Origin of the sequence: Novosphingobium tardum (genome assembly GCF_042652045.1) — a bacterium.
GTDB lineage: Bacteria > Pseudomonadota > Alphaproteobacteria > Sphingomonadales > Sphingomonadaceae > Novosphingobium > Novosphingobium tardum.
The window spans coordinates 1,142,139-1,157,680 of the sequence record NZ_JBHSDR010000006.1; the positions used below are offsets into that span (position 1 = coordinate 1,142,139).

The 15,542-nt window shown below is 67.4% G+C and carries 15 protein-coding genes and 1 tRNA gene; 8 read left to right on the top strand and 8 right to left on the bottom strand.

The genetic code is table 11. The annotated features are described in order from the left end of the window. Nucleotides 1–33: 33 nt before the first annotated feature. Complete coding sequence (gene yghU / locus ACFO0A_RS13565) at nt 34–942, top strand: glutathione-dependent disulfide-bond oxidoreductase (protein WP_379539533.1); 909 nt, start codon at nt 34–36, stop codon at nt 940–942. 54 nt (nt 943–996) lie between these two features. Then, a tRNA-Gln gene (locus tag ACFO0A_RS13570) sits at nt 997–1,071 on the top strand. Between the two features lie 42 nt (nt 1,072–1,113). Here ACFO0A_RS13570 and ACFO0A_RS13575 read toward each other — a convergent pair. Continuing rightward, complete coding sequence (locus tag ACFO0A_RS13575; protein WP_379539534.1) at nt 1,114–1,860, bottom strand: SDR family NAD(P)-dependent oxidoreductase; 747 nt, start codon at nt 1,858–1,860, stop codon at nt 1,114–1,116. Nucleotides 1,861–1,936: 76 nt separating this feature from the next. On the opposite strand from ACFO0A_RS13575, the gene ACFO0A_RS13580 reads away from it, so the two are divergent. From ACFO0A_RS13580 to ACFO0A_RS13600, 5 genes are all read left to right on the top strand, one after another. Next, nucleotides 1,937–2,548: a 2-hydroxychromene-2-carboxylate isomerase gene (locus ACFO0A_RS13580; RefSeq protein WP_379539535.1), complete on the top strand. Its 612-nt coding sequence runs from the start codon at nt 1,937–1,939 to the stop codon at nt 2,546–2,548. A gap of 55 nt (nt 2,549–2,603) precedes the next feature. Then, entirely contained in the window at nt 2,604–3,845 is a 1,242-nt protein-coding gene (locus ACFO0A_RS13585) for an acyl-CoA dehydrogenase family protein (RefSeq protein ID WP_379539536.1), read from the top strand. Nucleotides 3,846–3,945: 100 nt separating this feature from the next. Next, nucleotides 3,946–4,452 (top strand): winged helix-turn-helix transcriptional regulator, encoded by a 507-nt coding sequence (locus ACFO0A_RS13590; protein WP_379539537.1) that lies wholly within the window; start codon nt 3,946–3,948, stop codon nt 4,450–4,452. A 74-nt stretch (nt 4,453–4,526) separates the two neighbouring features. Then, nucleotides 4,527–5,366, top strand: a complete 840-nt coding sequence (locus ACFO0A_RS13595) for a peptidyl-prolyl cis-trans isomerase (protein ID WP_379539538.1) — start codon at nt 4,527–4,529, stop codon at nt 5,364–5,366. After that, nucleotides 5,363–6,373 (top strand): HupE/UreJ family protein, encoded by a 1,011-nt coding sequence (locus tag ACFO0A_RS13600; RefSeq protein WP_379539539.1) that lies wholly within the window; start codon nt 5,363–5,365, stop codon nt 6,371–6,373. Before ACFO0A_RS13595 ends, ACFO0A_RS13600 begins: the two co-directional genes overlap by 4 nt. Nucleotides 6,374–6,543: 170 nt before the next feature. Here the strand turns inward: ACFO0A_RS13600 and ACFO0A_RS13605 are convergent, their stop codons facing one another. Both ACFO0A_RS13605 and ACFO0A_RS13610 read right to left on the bottom strand, forming a co-directional pair. Next, nucleotides 6,544–6,756 (bottom strand): hypothetical protein, encoded by a 213-nt coding sequence (locus ACFO0A_RS13605; RefSeq protein ID WP_379539540.1) that lies wholly within the window; start codon nt 6,754–6,756, stop codon nt 6,544–6,546. A 180-nt stretch (nt 6,757–6,936) separates the two neighbouring features. Further along, nucleotides 6,937–7,593: a retropepsin-like aspartic protease family protein gene (locus tag ACFO0A_RS13610; RefSeq protein ID WP_379539541.1), complete on the bottom strand. Its 657-nt coding sequence runs from the start codon at nt 7,591–7,593 to the stop codon at nt 6,937–6,939. Nucleotides 7,594–7,751: 158 nt separating this feature from the next. Between ACFO0A_RS13610 and ACFO0A_RS13615 the strand changes: the two genes are divergently transcribed. Beyond that, nucleotides 7,752–8,729 carry a transglutaminase-like cysteine peptidase gene (locus ACFO0A_RS13615; protein ID WP_379539542.1) on the top strand — a complete coding sequence of 326 codons (978 nt, stop codon included), beginning with the start codon at nt 7,752–7,754 and terminating at the stop codon, nt 8,727–8,729. 22 nt (nt 8,730–8,751) lie between these two features. On the opposite strand, the gene ACFO0A_RS13620 is transcribed toward ACFO0A_RS13615, so the two are convergent. From ACFO0A_RS13620 to ACFO0A_RS13640, 5 genes are read right to left on the bottom strand one after another with little or no spacing between them, the layout of a single operon-like run. Further along, entirely contained in the window at nt 8,752–10,023 is a 1,272-nt protein-coding gene (locus ACFO0A_RS13620; RefSeq protein ID WP_379539543.1) for an HlyD family type I secretion periplasmic adaptor subunit, read from the bottom strand. Between the two features lie 8 nt (nt 10,024–10,031). Continuing rightward, a complete protein-coding gene (locus tag ACFO0A_RS13625) occupies nt 10,032–11,177 on the bottom strand; it encodes a cell wall hydrolase (RefSeq protein WP_379539544.1) in 1,146 nt (381 codons plus the stop codon). A gap of 1 nt (nt 11,178) precedes the next feature. Continuing rightward, complete coding sequence (locus tag ACFO0A_RS13630) at nt 11,179–13,314, bottom strand: ATP-binding cassette domain-containing protein (RefSeq protein ID WP_379539545.1); 2,136 nt, start codon at nt 13,312–13,314, stop codon at nt 11,179–11,181. 35 nt (nt 13,315–13,349) lie between these two features. Continuing rightward, nucleotides 13,350–14,768: a TolC family protein gene (locus tag ACFO0A_RS13635; RefSeq protein WP_379539546.1), complete on the bottom strand. Its 1,419-nt coding sequence runs from the start codon at nt 14,766–14,768 to the stop codon at nt 13,350–13,352. Between the two features lie 17 nt (nt 14,769–14,785). Further along, nucleotides 14,786–15,532: an OmpA family protein gene (locus ACFO0A_RS13640; RefSeq protein ID WP_379539547.1), complete on the bottom strand. Its 747-nt coding sequence runs from the start codon at nt 15,530–15,532 to the stop codon at nt 14,786–14,788. Between the last annotated feature and the right edge of the window lie 10 nt (nt 15,533–15,542).

Consider the following 15,542-nt stretch of genomic DNA (forward strand, 5'->3'; position numbering starts at 1 on the left):
AGCCGCCGCAACGAGCCCCAGGGAGAGCCGAAGATGACCGATGCCGCCAACGAGAATGGCCAGGATCAGGGATACGTCCCGCCCAGCGTCTGGACCTGGGACAAGGCCAACGGCGGCAGGTTCGCCAACATCAACCGCCCCGTATCCGGCGCGACCCACGACAAGGAGCTGCCGGTCGGCAAGCATCCCTTCCAGCTCTACTCGCTCGCCACGCCTAACGGGCAGAAGGCGACGATCATGTTCGAGGAGCTCCTCGCCGCCGGACACTCCGGCGCCGAATACGATGCCTGGCTGGTCAACATCGGCGAGGGCGACCAGTTCTCGTCGGGCTTTGTCGCGATCAATCCCAACTCCAAGATCCCCGCGCTCCTGGATCGCAGTGGGGCCGAGCCGATCCGCGTGTTCGAAAGCGGCGCGATCCTGCTCCACCTGGCCGAAAAGTTCGGCGCGTTCATTCCCGCCGATGCCAAGGGCCGGGCCGAGTGCCTGAGCTGGCTGATGTGGCAGATGGGCAGCGCCCCGTTCATCGGCGGCGGCTTCGGCCACTTCTACGCCTACGCGCCGACCAAGATCGAATATGCGATCGACCGCTACTCGATGGAAACCAAGCGCCTGTTCGACGTGGCCGACAAGCGGCTGGCCGAGGCCCGGTTCCTGGCGGGCGACGAATACTCCATCGCCGACATGGCGACCTGGGCCTGGTTCGCCGCGCTCTATCGCGGCGATGCCTACAACGATGCGGCCACGTTCCTGGGGATGAGCGAATACAAGAACGTCGGCCGCTGGGTTGCCGAGGTCGGCGAGCGCCCCGCGGTGCGGCGGGGACGCATGGTCAACCGCGCGCAGGGCCCGCTCGAGGGACAACTGCGCGAACGCCACGACGCGAGCGATTTCGAGCTGCGCACCCAAGACAAGCTGGAGCCCGCCGAACCGGCAAGCTGATTGTCTCAGCGCCCTTCCCTTAGCCCGCGCGCACGGTATAAGCGCGCGCGTCGTTGGGGCGTCGCCAAGTGGTAAGGCACCGGTTTTTGGTACCGGCATTCGCAGGTTCGAATCCTGCCGCCCCAGCCAGACCTGTCCGTCCGGCCGCGCGTGCGGCGCTGTCGATGGGCTCTACCAGGTCTCGGTCGAAGGCCGGATTTCGGTCTCGAAGGTCCAGGCGTCGCTCGATTGCCGGTGGAGCGCCCAGTACGTTTCGGCGACCGACGATGGCTGCAGTAGCGCCCGCTCCTCGTCGGCACCCGACGCGCGCAGCCGCTCCCTGACCCATTCGGTGTCCACCCCCGCGTCGATCACGAGATGGGCGACATGGATGCCCTGCGGGCCCAGTTCGCGCGCCGCCGATTGGGCGACCGCGCGGATACCGAACTTGGCGCTGGCGAAGGCGGCATAGCCCGAGCCGCCGCGAAGCCCCGCGGTGGCGCCCGTGAAGAAGATCGAGCCCTTGCGCCGCGGCAGCATCACGCGCGCCGCCTCGCGCCCGGTCAGGAAACCCGCGAAGCAGGCCAGTTCCCAGACCTTGCGGAACACCCGCGCCGTGGTTTCGAGGAACGGGAAGTTCACGTTGGCGCCGACGTTGAAGATCGCCACCTCCAGCGGCGCGGCGGCCTCGGCCTCGTCGATGAACGCGGCGACCTGCGCTTCCTCGCGCGCATCGAGCGTGCGCGCCTCGGCCCGCCCGCCGGCCGCCTCGATCTCCTGCTTCAGCGGCAGCAGCTTGTCGCCGTTCCGCCGCCCCATGAAGACGAGATAGCCTTCCGCGGCGAAACGCCGGGCAATCGCCGCGCCGATGTAATCGCCCGCTCCCACGATGGCCACGCTGGCATTCCGGGGCGGGTTGGCAATAACGGTCCCGGTCATGGCAAGGTCCCGTGGGTGGCCAAAGGTATAAGTTCTGTTTTAGAACTACGCCAGCAAACCCGCGGAGGCCACCCCAATGACGCGCACGATCGACTTCTATTTCGATTTCGGCAGCCCGAACGCCTACCTGAGCTACCGGGTTCTCCCCGAGATCGAGGCGCGGATCGGCAAGGTTTTCGTGCTCAAACCGGTGCTGCTGGGCGGAGTGTTCAAGGCGACGAACAACCGCTCACCCATGGAGGCCTTTGCCGGCATACCTGCCAAGCTGGCCTACGAGCGCAAGGAGATGGAGCGGTTCATCACCCGGCATGCATTGGCCCGGTTCCGCATGAACCCGTACTTTCCGATCAACACGCTCGCCCAGATGCGCGGCGCCCACGCGGCAAGGCGACTTGGCATTTTTGACCAGTATGTCGAAGCCGTGATGGCGGGCATGTGGGAGCGGCAACTGGGCATGGGCGATCCCGAAGTGCTCGCGCAGGTATTGAACGAAGCCGGACTGCCCGCCGCCGATCTCCTGCGCCTGAGCCAGGAGCCGGACGTGAAGCAGTCGCTCGTTGACGAGACAAGCAACTTCGTCGAGCGCGGGGGTTTCGGCATTCCGACCTTTTTCGTCGTAGACGAGATGTTCTTCGGAAAGGACCGCTTGGCCCAGGTCGAGGAAGCATTCATCGAACATAACGCGTAAGGCCTCGCGGACCGGAAGCGGCAGACACGAAAAAAGGAGTGGGATGGAAATGGACATGGACGACGACACGCAATCGGCACTCAACGACCTCAGGATGTCCGACAAGGCGCGCCCGCTATACGAAGCGGTCAAGCGCCACATCGCCGAGAACGTCGTCCCCATTACCGAGGAATTCTTCCGCCTGGGCGAGGCGCGCGAGGATCGGTGGTCGTGGGCGCCCGAACAGCTTGCCCTGCTCCAGACGGCAAAGGACAAAGCCAAGGCGGCGGGCCTGTGGAACTTCTTCCTGCCCGATGCCGAAACCGGCGAAGGCCTGAGCAATCTCGACTACGCCTATATCGCGACCGAACTGGGCAAATCCCCGCTCGCCTCGGAATCGCTCAACTGCTCGGCGCCCGACACCGGCAACATGGAAGTTCTCGAGCGGGTGGGAACGCCCGAGCAGAAGAAGCAATGGCTCGAGCCGCTGCTGGCGGGCGAAATCCGCTCCGCCTATGCGATGACCGAGCCCAACGTCGCCTCTTCCGACGCCAAGAACATCAGCACCACCGCAGTGCTCGAGGGCAACGAGTGGGTCATCAACGGCGAAAAGTTCTACATCTCGGGAGCGGGCGACCCGCGCTGCAAGATCATGATCTGCATGGTCCGCACCAACCCCGATGCGCCGCCGCACGGGCAGCAGTCGCAGATCCTCGTGCCGATGGACACGCCGGGCCTGAAGATCCTGGGGCCGATGCACATCTTCGGCGCCGATCATGCCCCCGCCGGGCACATGCACATCAAGTTCGAGAACGCGCGCGTACCCCGCGAGAACATCCTGCTGGGCGAAGGCCGCGGCTTCGAGATTTCGCAGGTCCGCCTCGGGCCCGGCCGCATCCATCACTGCATGCGCACAATCGGCAAGGCCGAGATCGCGCTGGACCTGATGGTCAAGCGCGGCCGCTCACGCGAGGCGTTCGGGCGCGAACTGATCATGCTGGGCAAGAACCTGGAACTGGTTTCGCGCGCGCGGATCGAGATCGAGGCGATGCGCCTCATGGTGCTCAAGGCGGCAAAGGCGATGGACGTGCTGGGCAACCGCGAGGCGCGGGTCTGGGTCAGCATGGTCAAGGCGATGGTGCCCGAGAAGACCTGCCGAATCCTTGACGAAGCGATCCAGATCCACGGCGCTGCCGGCCTTTCGAAGTGGTTTCCGCTCGCGGAGCTTTACGCCGATGTCCGCCACTTGCGCTTTGCCGACGGTCCGGACGAAGTGCACCACATGGTCGTGGGGCGCGCGGAACTGAACCGCCACTAGTGGCGTCAGGAAAGCGGGCGGTGGCGCAGCCCGGCCCGTTTTCCAGCCACCAAAGGAAATCGATTACAGGAACCCGACGCTGAAGTGATGGGAGCAGCCTATGCAGTGGGGCGATCTGGCGGACCAGCCGTGCTCGTTTTCCCGGACAATGTCGGTCATCGGCGATCGCTGGACCCTGATGATCCTGCGCGACTGCTTCATGAAGGTGCGGCGGTTCGAGGAATTCCATGAACGGCTCGGGATCGGCCGCTCGATCCTGACCGACCGGCTGAACAAGCTGGTCGACAATGAGGTGCTGGCCAGGGTGCCTTACCAGCAAAGCCCCCTGCGATACGAATACCGGCTGACGCAGAAGGGCATCGACCTCCATCCGATAATCATGGGGATCGTACACTGGGGTGACCGCCACATCGCCGGGTCAGAGGGGCGCCCGCTGCTCCATCACCACACGACCTGCGGCCACGACTTCGATCCGCTCCTGACCTGCTCGCACTGCGGCGGCCAGGTCGACGCGCGCGAGGTCACCATCTCGCCCGGTCCCGGTGCGCGCGGCGATGCTCACATGCCTCCCGTCGCTGGCCGCTCGCCTGCTCGAAGCGCACGATAAGGCCGCGCATTCCCGGCTTGTCTGGCAATCTGCCAGCGGGCACTCTCGACGGGGGAGAACGGGGAGGAATGCGGATGGACTGGCGGAGGCAGGCGCGGGCCACGCTGCGTGAGCCGCTGGCTCATTTCCTGATCGGCGGCGCTGCTCTTTTCGCCTTCGTCGCCGCACGCGGCGAGCCGGTCGATCCCGCGAGCCGGGTCATCACCATCGATGCCGGTCAGGTTACCGCGCTGGCCGAAAACTGGATCCAGACCTGGCAGCGCCCGCCCTCGCCCGCCGAGATGGACGGGATCATCCGCGACTACGTCAAGGAGGAGATCTACAACCGCGAGGCACGGCGGATGGGTCTGGACGAGGACGACGCGGTGGTGCGCAGGCGCTTGCGCGCCAAGATGGAATCGCTGGCCGACGACGCCGTCGACAACGCCATCCCCGAGAACGCCACGCTCGAGGCGTGGTATGCGGCGCACCGTGCCCGCTATGCCGCGGATGCGCGGCTGTCGTTCGATCAGGTCTTCGTTCGCAGCGACGGCGACGATGGTGGCCGCTCCCGTGCCGCGCAAGTGCTGGACCGCCTGCGAAAGGGTGCGGACTGGCACGCGCTGGGCGATCCGGCCGCGCTGCCCCCCGCAGAGGACGGCGCGGATCGCAATGCGATTGCCGAACAGTTCGGCGCGGGCTTTGCCGCCGCGCTTGCCGACGCGCCGCAGGGCCGCTGGATCGGGCCGATCGAGTCCGGCTTCGGTCTGCATCTGGTGCGGCTGCGGGCAAGTTCCACCACCGGCGCCCCGCGCCTCGCCGAGGTTCGCCAGGACGTCGAGAATGATTGGCGGGCCGCCACCCGCAAGGCGCGTGAGGACGCTGCCTACGGCGCGCTGTTGAGCGGCTATACGATCAGGATCGCTAGACCGTGACCCCGGCCCGCCGGTGGGCGCTGGTTGCCGCCGCGCTGTTTCTTGGGATCTTCGCGGGAGCGGCACGGGCCGACACCCTTCGCCCCGGCTACATCCAGTTGGCCGAGCGCGCGCCGGGCCAATGGGACGTCGTCTTCCGCGCCCCGGTGATGGGCGGGATGACCCCCGCAACGCGGGTGGAGCTGCCCGCCGGCTGCACCGCGCAAGGGCCCGTTGCGCGCACGTTCGACCGCGGCGCGCAGGACGCGGGCAGCGTCGTCTCGACCTGGTCCGCCGCCTGCCCCCGCGGGGTTGCCGGAGGCCGGATCGGGCTGGCGGGATTCGAGACGAGCCGGACCGATGTGCTGGTCCGGATTTCCGCGCTGGGCCGCCCGGTCGAGGCCTTGCGCCTGACCGCCGCGGCACCCAGCGTCGAGATTCCCGCCCGGCCCGGACGATGGCAGGTGGCACTGACTTACCTCGGTGCCGGCACCGCGCACATCCTTGCCGGTTACGATCATGTCCTGTTCGTGGTGGCGCTGGTCCTGCTGCTGGGCGGCGGGTGGCGCGTGGCGCAGGCGGTGACAGCCTTCACCCTCGCTCATTCGATCACCCTTGCCGGCACCACGCTGGGCGCGTTCTCGCTGCCCCAGCGCCCGGTCGAAGCGGTGATCGCGCTGTCGATCGTCTTCCTGGCGGTCGAGGTCGTGAAGCGCGATCCTGCCGCGCCGCGCCTGTCGGAACGGATTCCCTGGGCGGTGGCCTTCGTCTTCGGCCTGCTTCACGGCTTCGGCCTTGCGGGCGCATTGCGCGAGCTGGGCTTGCCGCAGGGCGAGGTTCCCATGGCGCTGCTTTCGTTCAACCTGGGCGTGGAGGCTGGGCAACTCGCGATCGTGGCGGTGACGCTGGCGATCCTCGCCCTCGTCCGCCGCCTGCGCGAACCAGCGCCGCGCCTCGCGACGACAGGTGGCGCCTATGCGATCGGGATCGTCGCAAGCGCATGGCTGTTCGCGCGCACGCTTGGTTGAGCCAACGCTGCTCGATCAGCAGAATGTGAAGGTTGCGCTTTGGCGCGAGGTCGCCGGTTTCGGCGATGCCGGCCCGGGACCGGCTGGCAGCAGACCTGGCGGAACGTTTTTCCGCCAGGTCTGCGCCGTATATCCTGGACGCTATCGTCCAGTGCGTAGCTTAACCCAGATTACTCAGGGGTGGCTTCAGCGGCAGGAGTCGCCATGGCATCAGGAGTTGCCATCGCGTCCGGGGTCGCCATGGCATCAGGCGTCGCCATCGTGTCGGCAGGCGCTTCCATGGTGCTGTCGGTCGCCATAGCTTCGGGAGCGGGCTCGCTCTTGCAGCCGGCAACCAGAAGCGGAAGCGCGGCCATCATTGCAATCTTAGTGATCATACGCATGAAGAAATCCCCTTATTCCCGTGACAGACCAAGTCGGGAGCCCCTCATATGTCAGTCTGTCCGCCGCTAGCAAACGAATAAATCGCGCGTTCCCGCGCCGGTGAGCGGATATTTATCCGGGTTTGGCTCCGAGTCGCGGCTGATGCGTCGCTAACCGACCGTGACCGGGCCCGATTTACCCTAGCCCTCCTGCGGCACGCGCGGTTCCAGGATCAGCACCCCTTCCTCCACCCGCCAGCCCTTGAGCCGCGAGAGGAAGTTCATTCCCAGCACGTTCACGCCCTCCATTCCCGGCGCAATGACCGCATCGAGATCCCGCGCGACGATATTGCCGAACGCCAGTTCGCGGATCGTGCCAAGCTGCGCGGGAAGCGATCCGTTGGCGGTGCGCAGTTGCACCGGCATCCGGCCCTCGGCGGGGTTGATCCCGCCCTGCCGTGCCCAATCCTGCGAGACCGCGGTGAGCGTCGCCCCCGTATCGACGAGGAAGCGGCGCGGTTCGCCATTGACCAGCGCCTCGACCCAGAAGTGCCCGTCCGGCCCCATGGGAATGTGCGTTTCCTGCCCTTCCACGCTCTGCCGCGGCATGCCCAGGCCGGGTAACGCCAGCTCGAACGACGGGTTGCTGATCCGCATCACCTGGAGCGCGGTCAGGCCCAGCACGCCCAGCAGCGCGAGGTTCCCGCCGAAGCGAAGCACGCGGCCGAGATGCGGCAGCGGTCGCCGGATGAGGCCGCCCAGCGTGCTGAGAGCCATCGCCGCGAGCGCCGCGGCCAGGAGCTGCGACTGGAGCAGCGTGCCGGCCCACGAGGGCAGATCGGAAAGGGAAATGTCCATCGGTTCGGCGCGATATATCCTGTCTGCTTTCGCGAAGCTGAGCGAAATCTCGACCCGGGTCCAGCGTGGCGACCGCAGCCAATCGTTAAAATCGAGCGCCGCCGCGTTAACCGTGTCGGTGCACCGTGCCTTGACCGGACCGGGCGCACAGTCGGGGCATGGTAAAGCGCAACTCCCTTGCCGTGACCCTCGCCCTCGCCGGGCTGGCCCTTGGCGTACCCGGAACGGCGCAAGCCAGCACCGGCACCGGTATCGGCGCGAACATGAGCCTGGGCGGCCTGCCGCTCGCCGTGGCCGCGATGGCCCTCAACGGCCAGCCTGCCGCCGACACCGACTGCCAGGCCGGCGCCATGCCCGCGACGGGCACCGCCCCGCTTGCCCTCGCCCCGGCCGGTCTTGCCACCAGCAAGGCCTCGGCCACCCTCGGCGGCCAGGTAAGCGCGCTCGAGGCGATGCGGCTGCAGCAGGCGGGTGAAGCGCCTGCCGTACAGCTCGCCAGCGCGCAGATTCCCGGACAAGGCATCGTCCCCCGGTCGGGCAGCGTCGCTTGCGCTCGCTTCGTGATGCCGCAGCCCTCGTTCGCCGCGATGCGTCCCGGCCTGGGCCGCCAGATCGGCGGCGCGGACGATTTCCTCGCCAGCCGGCGCCTGCCCGTCAGCCACACGACGTTCGACGGGGAATGGAACCGGGTTCGCCGCGAGAGCCTTCCCGCCAACATGGTGAGCGCCCTCGCCCGCATCGCGCCGGGACGCCCGGGAACGGCAACGCTCGCCGCGGTCAACGCGTTCGCCAACAGCCGCATCCACTATGTCGAGGATCAGCAGCTATACGGCCGCGCCGATTACTGGGCCTCGGCGCGCACGTCGCTGCGCCGCGGCGCGGGCGATTGCGAGGACATCGCGATCGCCAAACTCCAGCTCCTCGCGGCGATGGGCGTGCCGCGCGAGGCGATGTACCTCACGATCGCGCGCGACCTCGTCCGCAATGCCGATCACGCGCTGCTCGTGGTCAAGCTCGATGGCCGTCACTGGCTGCTGGACAACAACACCGACCGCCTGCTCGACGCCAGCGAGAGCATGGATTACCGGCCGATCATGTCGTTCAGCACCACCCACAAGTGGCTGCACGGCTACTGAGCAGTCTGCCGGCCGGGCGATATCAACGCTCGGTCATCGCCTCGTCGAAGGCTTTGAGGACCGGCTTCATCAGGTAGGTCAGCACGCTCTTGCGGCCGGTAATGATCTCGACATCGCAGATCATGCCCGGCACGATCGGCAGCCGCTGCCCGTTCTTGAGGATATAGGCCCGGTCGGTCTGGACGAGCACGGTGTAATAGGCCTGGCGCTCGGCCTCGTCGTAGATGCTGTCGGCGCTGATCTGCTGGACCCGCCCGGCCAGCCCGCCATAGATCGAGAAATCGTAGGCGGTGACTTTCACGTTCGCGCGGTCGCCGACCTTGATGAACGCGATGTCCTTGGGTGCGACGCGTGCTTCGACCAGAAGCTGGTCGCCAATCGGCACGATCTGCATGATCTTCTCGCCGGCGTTCACGAAACCGCCGACGGTCGTCACCTGCACGTCGTTGACGATCCCCGCGGTCGGCGCGCGCAGTTCGTTGCGCTGGAGGCGCGCGGAAGCGCCCTTGATCGTCTGTTCGTTGACCGCGATCTTGGTCGATATCTCGCTGCGCTCGCTCAACGCCTGCTGGCGGAAATCTAGCCGCGCCTCGTTATACTGGGCCTCGGCCTCGCGGATCGCCGCGGCGGCGCGGGCAACGCCCTGGCGTGCGGCTGAAAGGCGGCCCTGGACGTCGACGAGATCGCGCTGCGCGGTGATCAGTTCGGTCTGCGGGACGATCCCCTTGGCCGCGAGCGGCGCCAGCATGTTGACCTGATCCTGCGACAGGCGAACGCTGTTCTCCAGCGCGCTGGCGGTCGCCTCGCCTTCCTGGAGATCGCGGCGGCGCTGTTCGATCGCCGCGGCGAGCGCGCCCTGCTTGCTGCGCGCCGTAGCCTGGCGCACTTGCTGCAGGCGCGCCTCGTCGCCGCAAACCGTGCCCTCGGCACATTGCGCGGCGCCCCCGGTGCCCTCGCTTTCGAGGCGGGCGGCGCGGGCGGCGAGAAGCTGGTTCTCGGTCTCGAGTTGGCCCAAGGCCGAAGAGCTCTGCGAGTCGTCCAGCCGGACGAGCAGTTCGCCCCGGCGCACGGTTTGCCCCGGGCGGACGAGGATGGCGGCGACAGTCGCGGGTTCGGCGGCCTGGACGAGCTGCACCTTGCTCGACGGCACCACCTTGCCCATCCCGCGCGTCACCTCGTCGACCCGGGCGACGGCGGCCCACAGGATCAGTGCAAGCATTCCGACCGCGCAAATGGCGATCAGCTTGCGGTTGGGATCCCAGTCGGAAAAATCGAAACGGCGCGATGGCGTCATTGAGGGCGTCATTGGGCGGATGCAGGTCCGTTGGATACGGGGATGGGTCCGTCCGAAACGCCCTGTTCCTCGAGCGTTGCGCGGTAGCTGCTGCTGGCCTCGTGCGGGTCGGGGATCGACATCCGCCACAGCTTGGTCACGTTGATCCGGCCGCCCACGTCGTTCTCGGCATGGCGGTCTGTCACCGCCGGGGCGACGGTCAGGCCGGGGGTCAGCTGGTCGGCCGATCCGTCGGAACCGTCGATGATGTCGCCCTGCTGCTGGCGGGCGCGCAGCGCGGCATAATCGATCATCGGGATCCGTTCAGACCCGCTGTACGCGCCGGTGAAGGCGGCCGAGCGGCCCCAGCCACCAGGGAAGCGGTAGAATATGTGCGCACCGATCTGTTCGATCTTGGCGAGTTGGAAGGCCCACTTCGGAAGCACGTAATCGGCGTGATAGTGCGTCGCGGTGCCGACCTCGCTCTCGACATGGCCGGCCAGCGCGGCCTTGGCCACGCCCTGCGCGTCGCGCCATGCGCCCGGCGATGCCGGACGCAGCAGCGAACCGTCGCAGGTGAAGCTGAACTGGCAGCCGGTCCGGCGTTCCGATCCCTGGTACACGACGCCGCACACGGACTTTGGATAGGCCGGGTGGCGCATCCGGTTGAGGATGACCTGCGCGACCGCGCGCTTGCCCGCTTCGGGTTCGAACCCGGCTTCGTAATAGACCGCCTGGGTCAGGCAGGTCAGGGCATTGCCATAAGCGCCCTCTGCGGCCGGGGCGGCCTTGGCGAACAGGAACGAGCGCGCGTGTTCAAGCGGCGCGCTGGAGACGGGGATCAGCGCATTGCGTTCCTGGGCCGCCTGACCCAGGACCACGATCTGCGACGGCTCGTCGCTGGTCAGGCTGGCAACATCGCGCCGCTGGTCGAGCGAAACGCGGATCGTCGCCTCGGCCTGCGCGGGGCCGGACAGGCCCAGCATCTCGCCCAGCCTGCCAAGACTCGTCCCGGTGGCGAACTGCGCGGCAAGCAGCAGCGCGACAAGCGCGATCGCAAGGGCCCACGCCAGCCGCGGACCCACCTGTACCCGACGTCGTTCTCCCTCGGGGGAGGAGCGCGAATCCTGTGCCAGGTCGAGCACGGCGGGGTCGAGGGAAATTGCGTGGGTCATATCAGGGCTTCAAGCCGACTCCGGCGGTTGCAATGATCTCGTCACGCGGCCCGTCGGCGACAATGCGCCCCTTGTCGAGGACGATCAAGCGGTTGCAGAGGCTAAAAAGGGCCGGTCTATGGGTCGAAATTACAAGTGTCTGGTCAGGTGTCAGTGATCGGGACAACTGCTCGACGAAATATTTCTCGGTCTGGCTGTCCATCGCTCCGGTGGGCTCATCGAGGAACAGCAGCCGGGCAGGCGAAACGAACGCCCGGGCAAGGGTGAGGAAGGCCCGCTGGCCACCCGAAAGGCGGCTGCCCTGCTCGCCGACCGGACGATCGAAACCGCTCGCGTCGCGCGACAGGAACTGGTCCGCGCCCACGGTACGCAGCGCGGCGATCAGGTCGTCGTCGCCGGCCCGGGCCGAGCCGAGCATCATGTTGTCCTTGATCGTCCCGCTGAACAGGTTCGAATCCTGCGCGACAAAACGGAACGCCTCGCGGATCTCGTGCGGGCGGAACTGGCGGCTGTCGACTCCGTCGATCAGCATCGACCCGGCGGTGGGCTGGTAGAGCCCGCACAGCACCCGGCCGAGGGTGGACTTGCCCGAGGCGACCCGCCCGATCACCGCGATCCGGTCGCCCGGATTGATGACCAGGTCGATGTCGGCGAGCGATTCCGTCGACGCTTCGGGATAAGTGAAGCCCAGTCCTTCGAACCGGATCGCGGCGGTGCGGATCTGCGGCACGATCGTGGCCGCGCCCATCCGCCGCTCGTCGCCCGCATCCCACAGCCGCTGGATCGAATCGAGCGTCTGGCGCGCCTGCTGGCCGCGCGTGAGGAGGAACGCGAATTGTCCGGCCGGCGAGAGGCTGCGCGAGGACAGCATCACGATCGCGATGATTGCGCCCATCGTGATCTTGCCCGCGTCGAACAGGTAATAGCCGCCCACGATCAGAGCGATGTTCGACACCTGCTGGAAGGTGGAGGCCAGGCTCACGGCCGAAGAGCTGATGTCGCGCAGGCGCTGCTGCGACTGTGCGCCGAGTTCGGCCAGCCGGCGCCAGCGGCCCAGCATCGCCCCCTCGCCCGCCACGCTCTTGAGCGTCTCGATCCCGGCGATCGATTCCACCAGCAGCGTTTGCTGAAGCCCGTGGTCGGCCTGCGCCTCGCGCGCTGCGTCGACGACCTTGCGCTGGAGGTGCCAGCCAGCCGCCGCCATGATGAGGATCGCGGCGAGCGGCACCACCGCCAGCCAGCCCGCGATGATCGCGATCATCGCCACGAACAGGACCAGAAATGCCATGTCGACGATCAGCACGATCGTGGTCGAGGCAAAGAAATCGCGCACGATCGCGTATTCGGAGACACGGGCGACCATGTTGCCGGTGTGGCCCTTGCGTTCGGCCAGCGGCGCCGAAAGAATCTTGGAATAGATCTTCTGCGACAGCCGTAGGTCGAGGTCGCGGCCGATCTGGTCGAGAACGTTGGTCCGTGCGCGGCGCAGCGCATATTCCAGCGTGAAGGCAAGCAGCACGCCGATCGCCAGCACCCACAGGCTCGATTGCGCGCGGTTGGGGATGACGCGATCGTACACGTTCATCGAGAACAGCGGCAGCGCCAGCGCGAGCACGTTGATGAGCAAGGTGGCCAGCAGAACCGGCGAGAACCGGCGCCGGTCCTTGCGGATCTCGCTCCAGAACCAGTGATCGCGTCCGCGCAGGTGCCACGGCTGGCTGGCGTCGCGCATCGCGGTGGGATCGCCGTACACGCTCATGAACCAGCCGCCGAACTGCTCGCCCAGCGAGGCCATCGGCTCCCATCGGGCGACCTCGGTCTCGGGCCGCCAGACGAGGGCGTCGCCGCCCTTGATGTCGTGGACCACGACGAAGCCGTCCGGTTCGACCGCGGCGATGCCGGGATAGGATTCGGCACGCTTGGGCAGGCGCATGCCTGGCGCCGGCTCGTGGTTCAGGCCGAGCAGTTCGAGCGCTGGACCGGCCTGGTGTGCCGGCAGCCGCCCGTCGGTGCGCAGCGCCAGCGCGGCCAGCATGCCGGGCACGAAGGCCACGCCGTGGCGGCTCGCCAGTTCGCCGATGCAGGCGACGAGCGGATCCGCCCCGAACCGCGCGGGGGCCGAGCTTTCGCTATCCATTGATGTTACCCCCGTGGACCCGTCCGCTCACCCGATTACTTGGGGGTCGAGCGGTACTGAAGCTCGGCAGGCTTCGACGGGCCGTAGTCGAACCGCGCGCGTTCCGCCGCGTCGGCACCGGCGCCGGGCGCCACCTGCAACGAGGAAAGGAAGCGGTTGGTCGCGGCGAGCGTCTGATACTGCGCGAACAGCTTGGAGAACCGGGCGGTCTCGAGGCGGGTCTGCACGCTGTAGCGCGAGTTCTGCGCATCGAGCACGTCGAGCAGCGAGCGGCGGCCGACGTTGAACTGGCTGCGGTACGACAGCAGCAGGTCGTCGCTGACCTTGCTCTGGGTTGCCAGTTCGTCGGTGATCCGGCTCTGCGAACGCAGGCCGTTCCATGCCGTGCGAACGTCCTCTTCAGCCTCGCGGCTCACCTGGTGCAGACGGAAGCGGCTCTCGCTCGCCCGGCGGATCATCTCCTGGTACTTGGCCTGGTTGATCTTGCCGTCGAAGATGTTCCACTTCATGAACACCCGCGCCTGGACGTCCTTCGTCTCGCCGCGGAAGCCGTCGATGTCGTCGCCGATACGGCCGTTCATGTCGACGCCGATGGTCGGGAAGAGATCGCCCTTCGCGCTCTTCGCAAGCGCATTGGCGGCGTCGACGTCGGCCTCGGCTTCCTTGACGCGCGGGTTGTTGGTGCGCGCCAGCCCAACCGCTTCGTCGAGCGAAGGCGGCATCTGGGCCGAGAGATCGGGCGGAAGCTGGACCTGGCTGATGTCGAGGCCGGTCAGCCGGCGCAGCGTGATCTTCGCGTTCTCCAGCGATTCCTCGGATTCGGTCTGGCGGACGATCGCGGCCTGAAGCCGTTCCTGAGCCTGTTGCTGGTCGGCGATCGAGATCGAGCCCTGCTGGACGCCAGTGCCGAGGTCGCGGACCAGGCCCTGGTGGAACGCCGTGTTGTCGACGCTCGCGGCATAGATCCGCTGCTGCAGCAGCACGTCGAGGTACTGGCGCGCGATCTGCAGCGCGATGAACTCGGACCGTTCAAGCACGCGCAGCGACGCGCCGTCGACGCGCGAGGCCTGGCGGGTCAGTTCACCCCGCCGGCGGCCGAAGTCGATCAGCGTCCACGAGCCGGTGCCCTGGAACTCCAGGGGGTAGAGCCGCTGGTCTGCGATCCCCAGCGTGCGCCGGGTATTGTTTTCCAGGCGGCGCACCCCGGCCGAAGCCTCGATGTCCACCCGCGGGGCGTAGAGCCCCTGGGCCTGCTTGCGCTCGAACTGGATGGCTTCCTTGTTCATCTGCGCCTGGTTGATCTCAGGGTTCGACTGCATGGCGACCGCGATCGCGTCGCGCATCGAGTAAGCCTCGCCCTGAATATCGCTCGTCTGCGCGAGCGCGATCGGTGCCGTGCCGGCGAGCAGCAGCGCTGCGATCCCGGCGATCGTGGTGTTGCGAATGGTCATCATGTCGGCCCCCGGCTCGATTACTTGACGGTTATTTCGACGCGGCGATTGGTCGGATTGCGCTCACCATCGGGTGTCGGCACCCGCGGCTCGCTCTCTCCACGCCCCGAGACGGTCAGTGCGGAACCGGGAACGCCGGCCCCCGTCAGCAACCCGGCGATCGCGTTGGCGCGGCGCACAGACAGGCCTTCGTTGTAGGCGTCGCTGCCCGACCGGTCGGTGTGGCCGGTCACGGTCAGTCCGGTCCAGCCGCACGGCTGCATGTTCTGCGCGACGAAGGCGATCGTCTGGTTGGCATCGGCCGGCGGCGTCGCACTGTCGAAGTCGAAGAAGACCGTGCCCGCAATCGGCTGGCGGCAGATCTCCGGCGTGACCGACGAGGTTTGCGCCATCGGCATGGCCGGGGCCTGCCGCTGCATGCGCAGGGCCGCGTCAGCGCAGCGGCCGATGCTGACCGCGTCCTTGGTTCCGCTCTTGAGGAACCCGAGGGCGATGCCGCACTGGGCCTTGGCTTCCGATGCCCAGATGTAGCGGGTGTCGTTGGCCGCGATCACCGCGGTATCGCGGGTCATCGCGAGCGCCGCGTCGTAACGCGTGCGAATCTCGCCCTTGAGCTGGCTGACGCTCATTTCCATCAGCGGATCGGACGGCGCCACCGGCGCGGTGTCCTGCGCGGCGGCCAGGGCCGGCCACGCCACACCCGCGGCGGCGACGGCGAAGCCTAGGCCCCGCAGCACCCTTGCGCGATTGTCGGTCTTCGTCATCATCCAAGCCCCC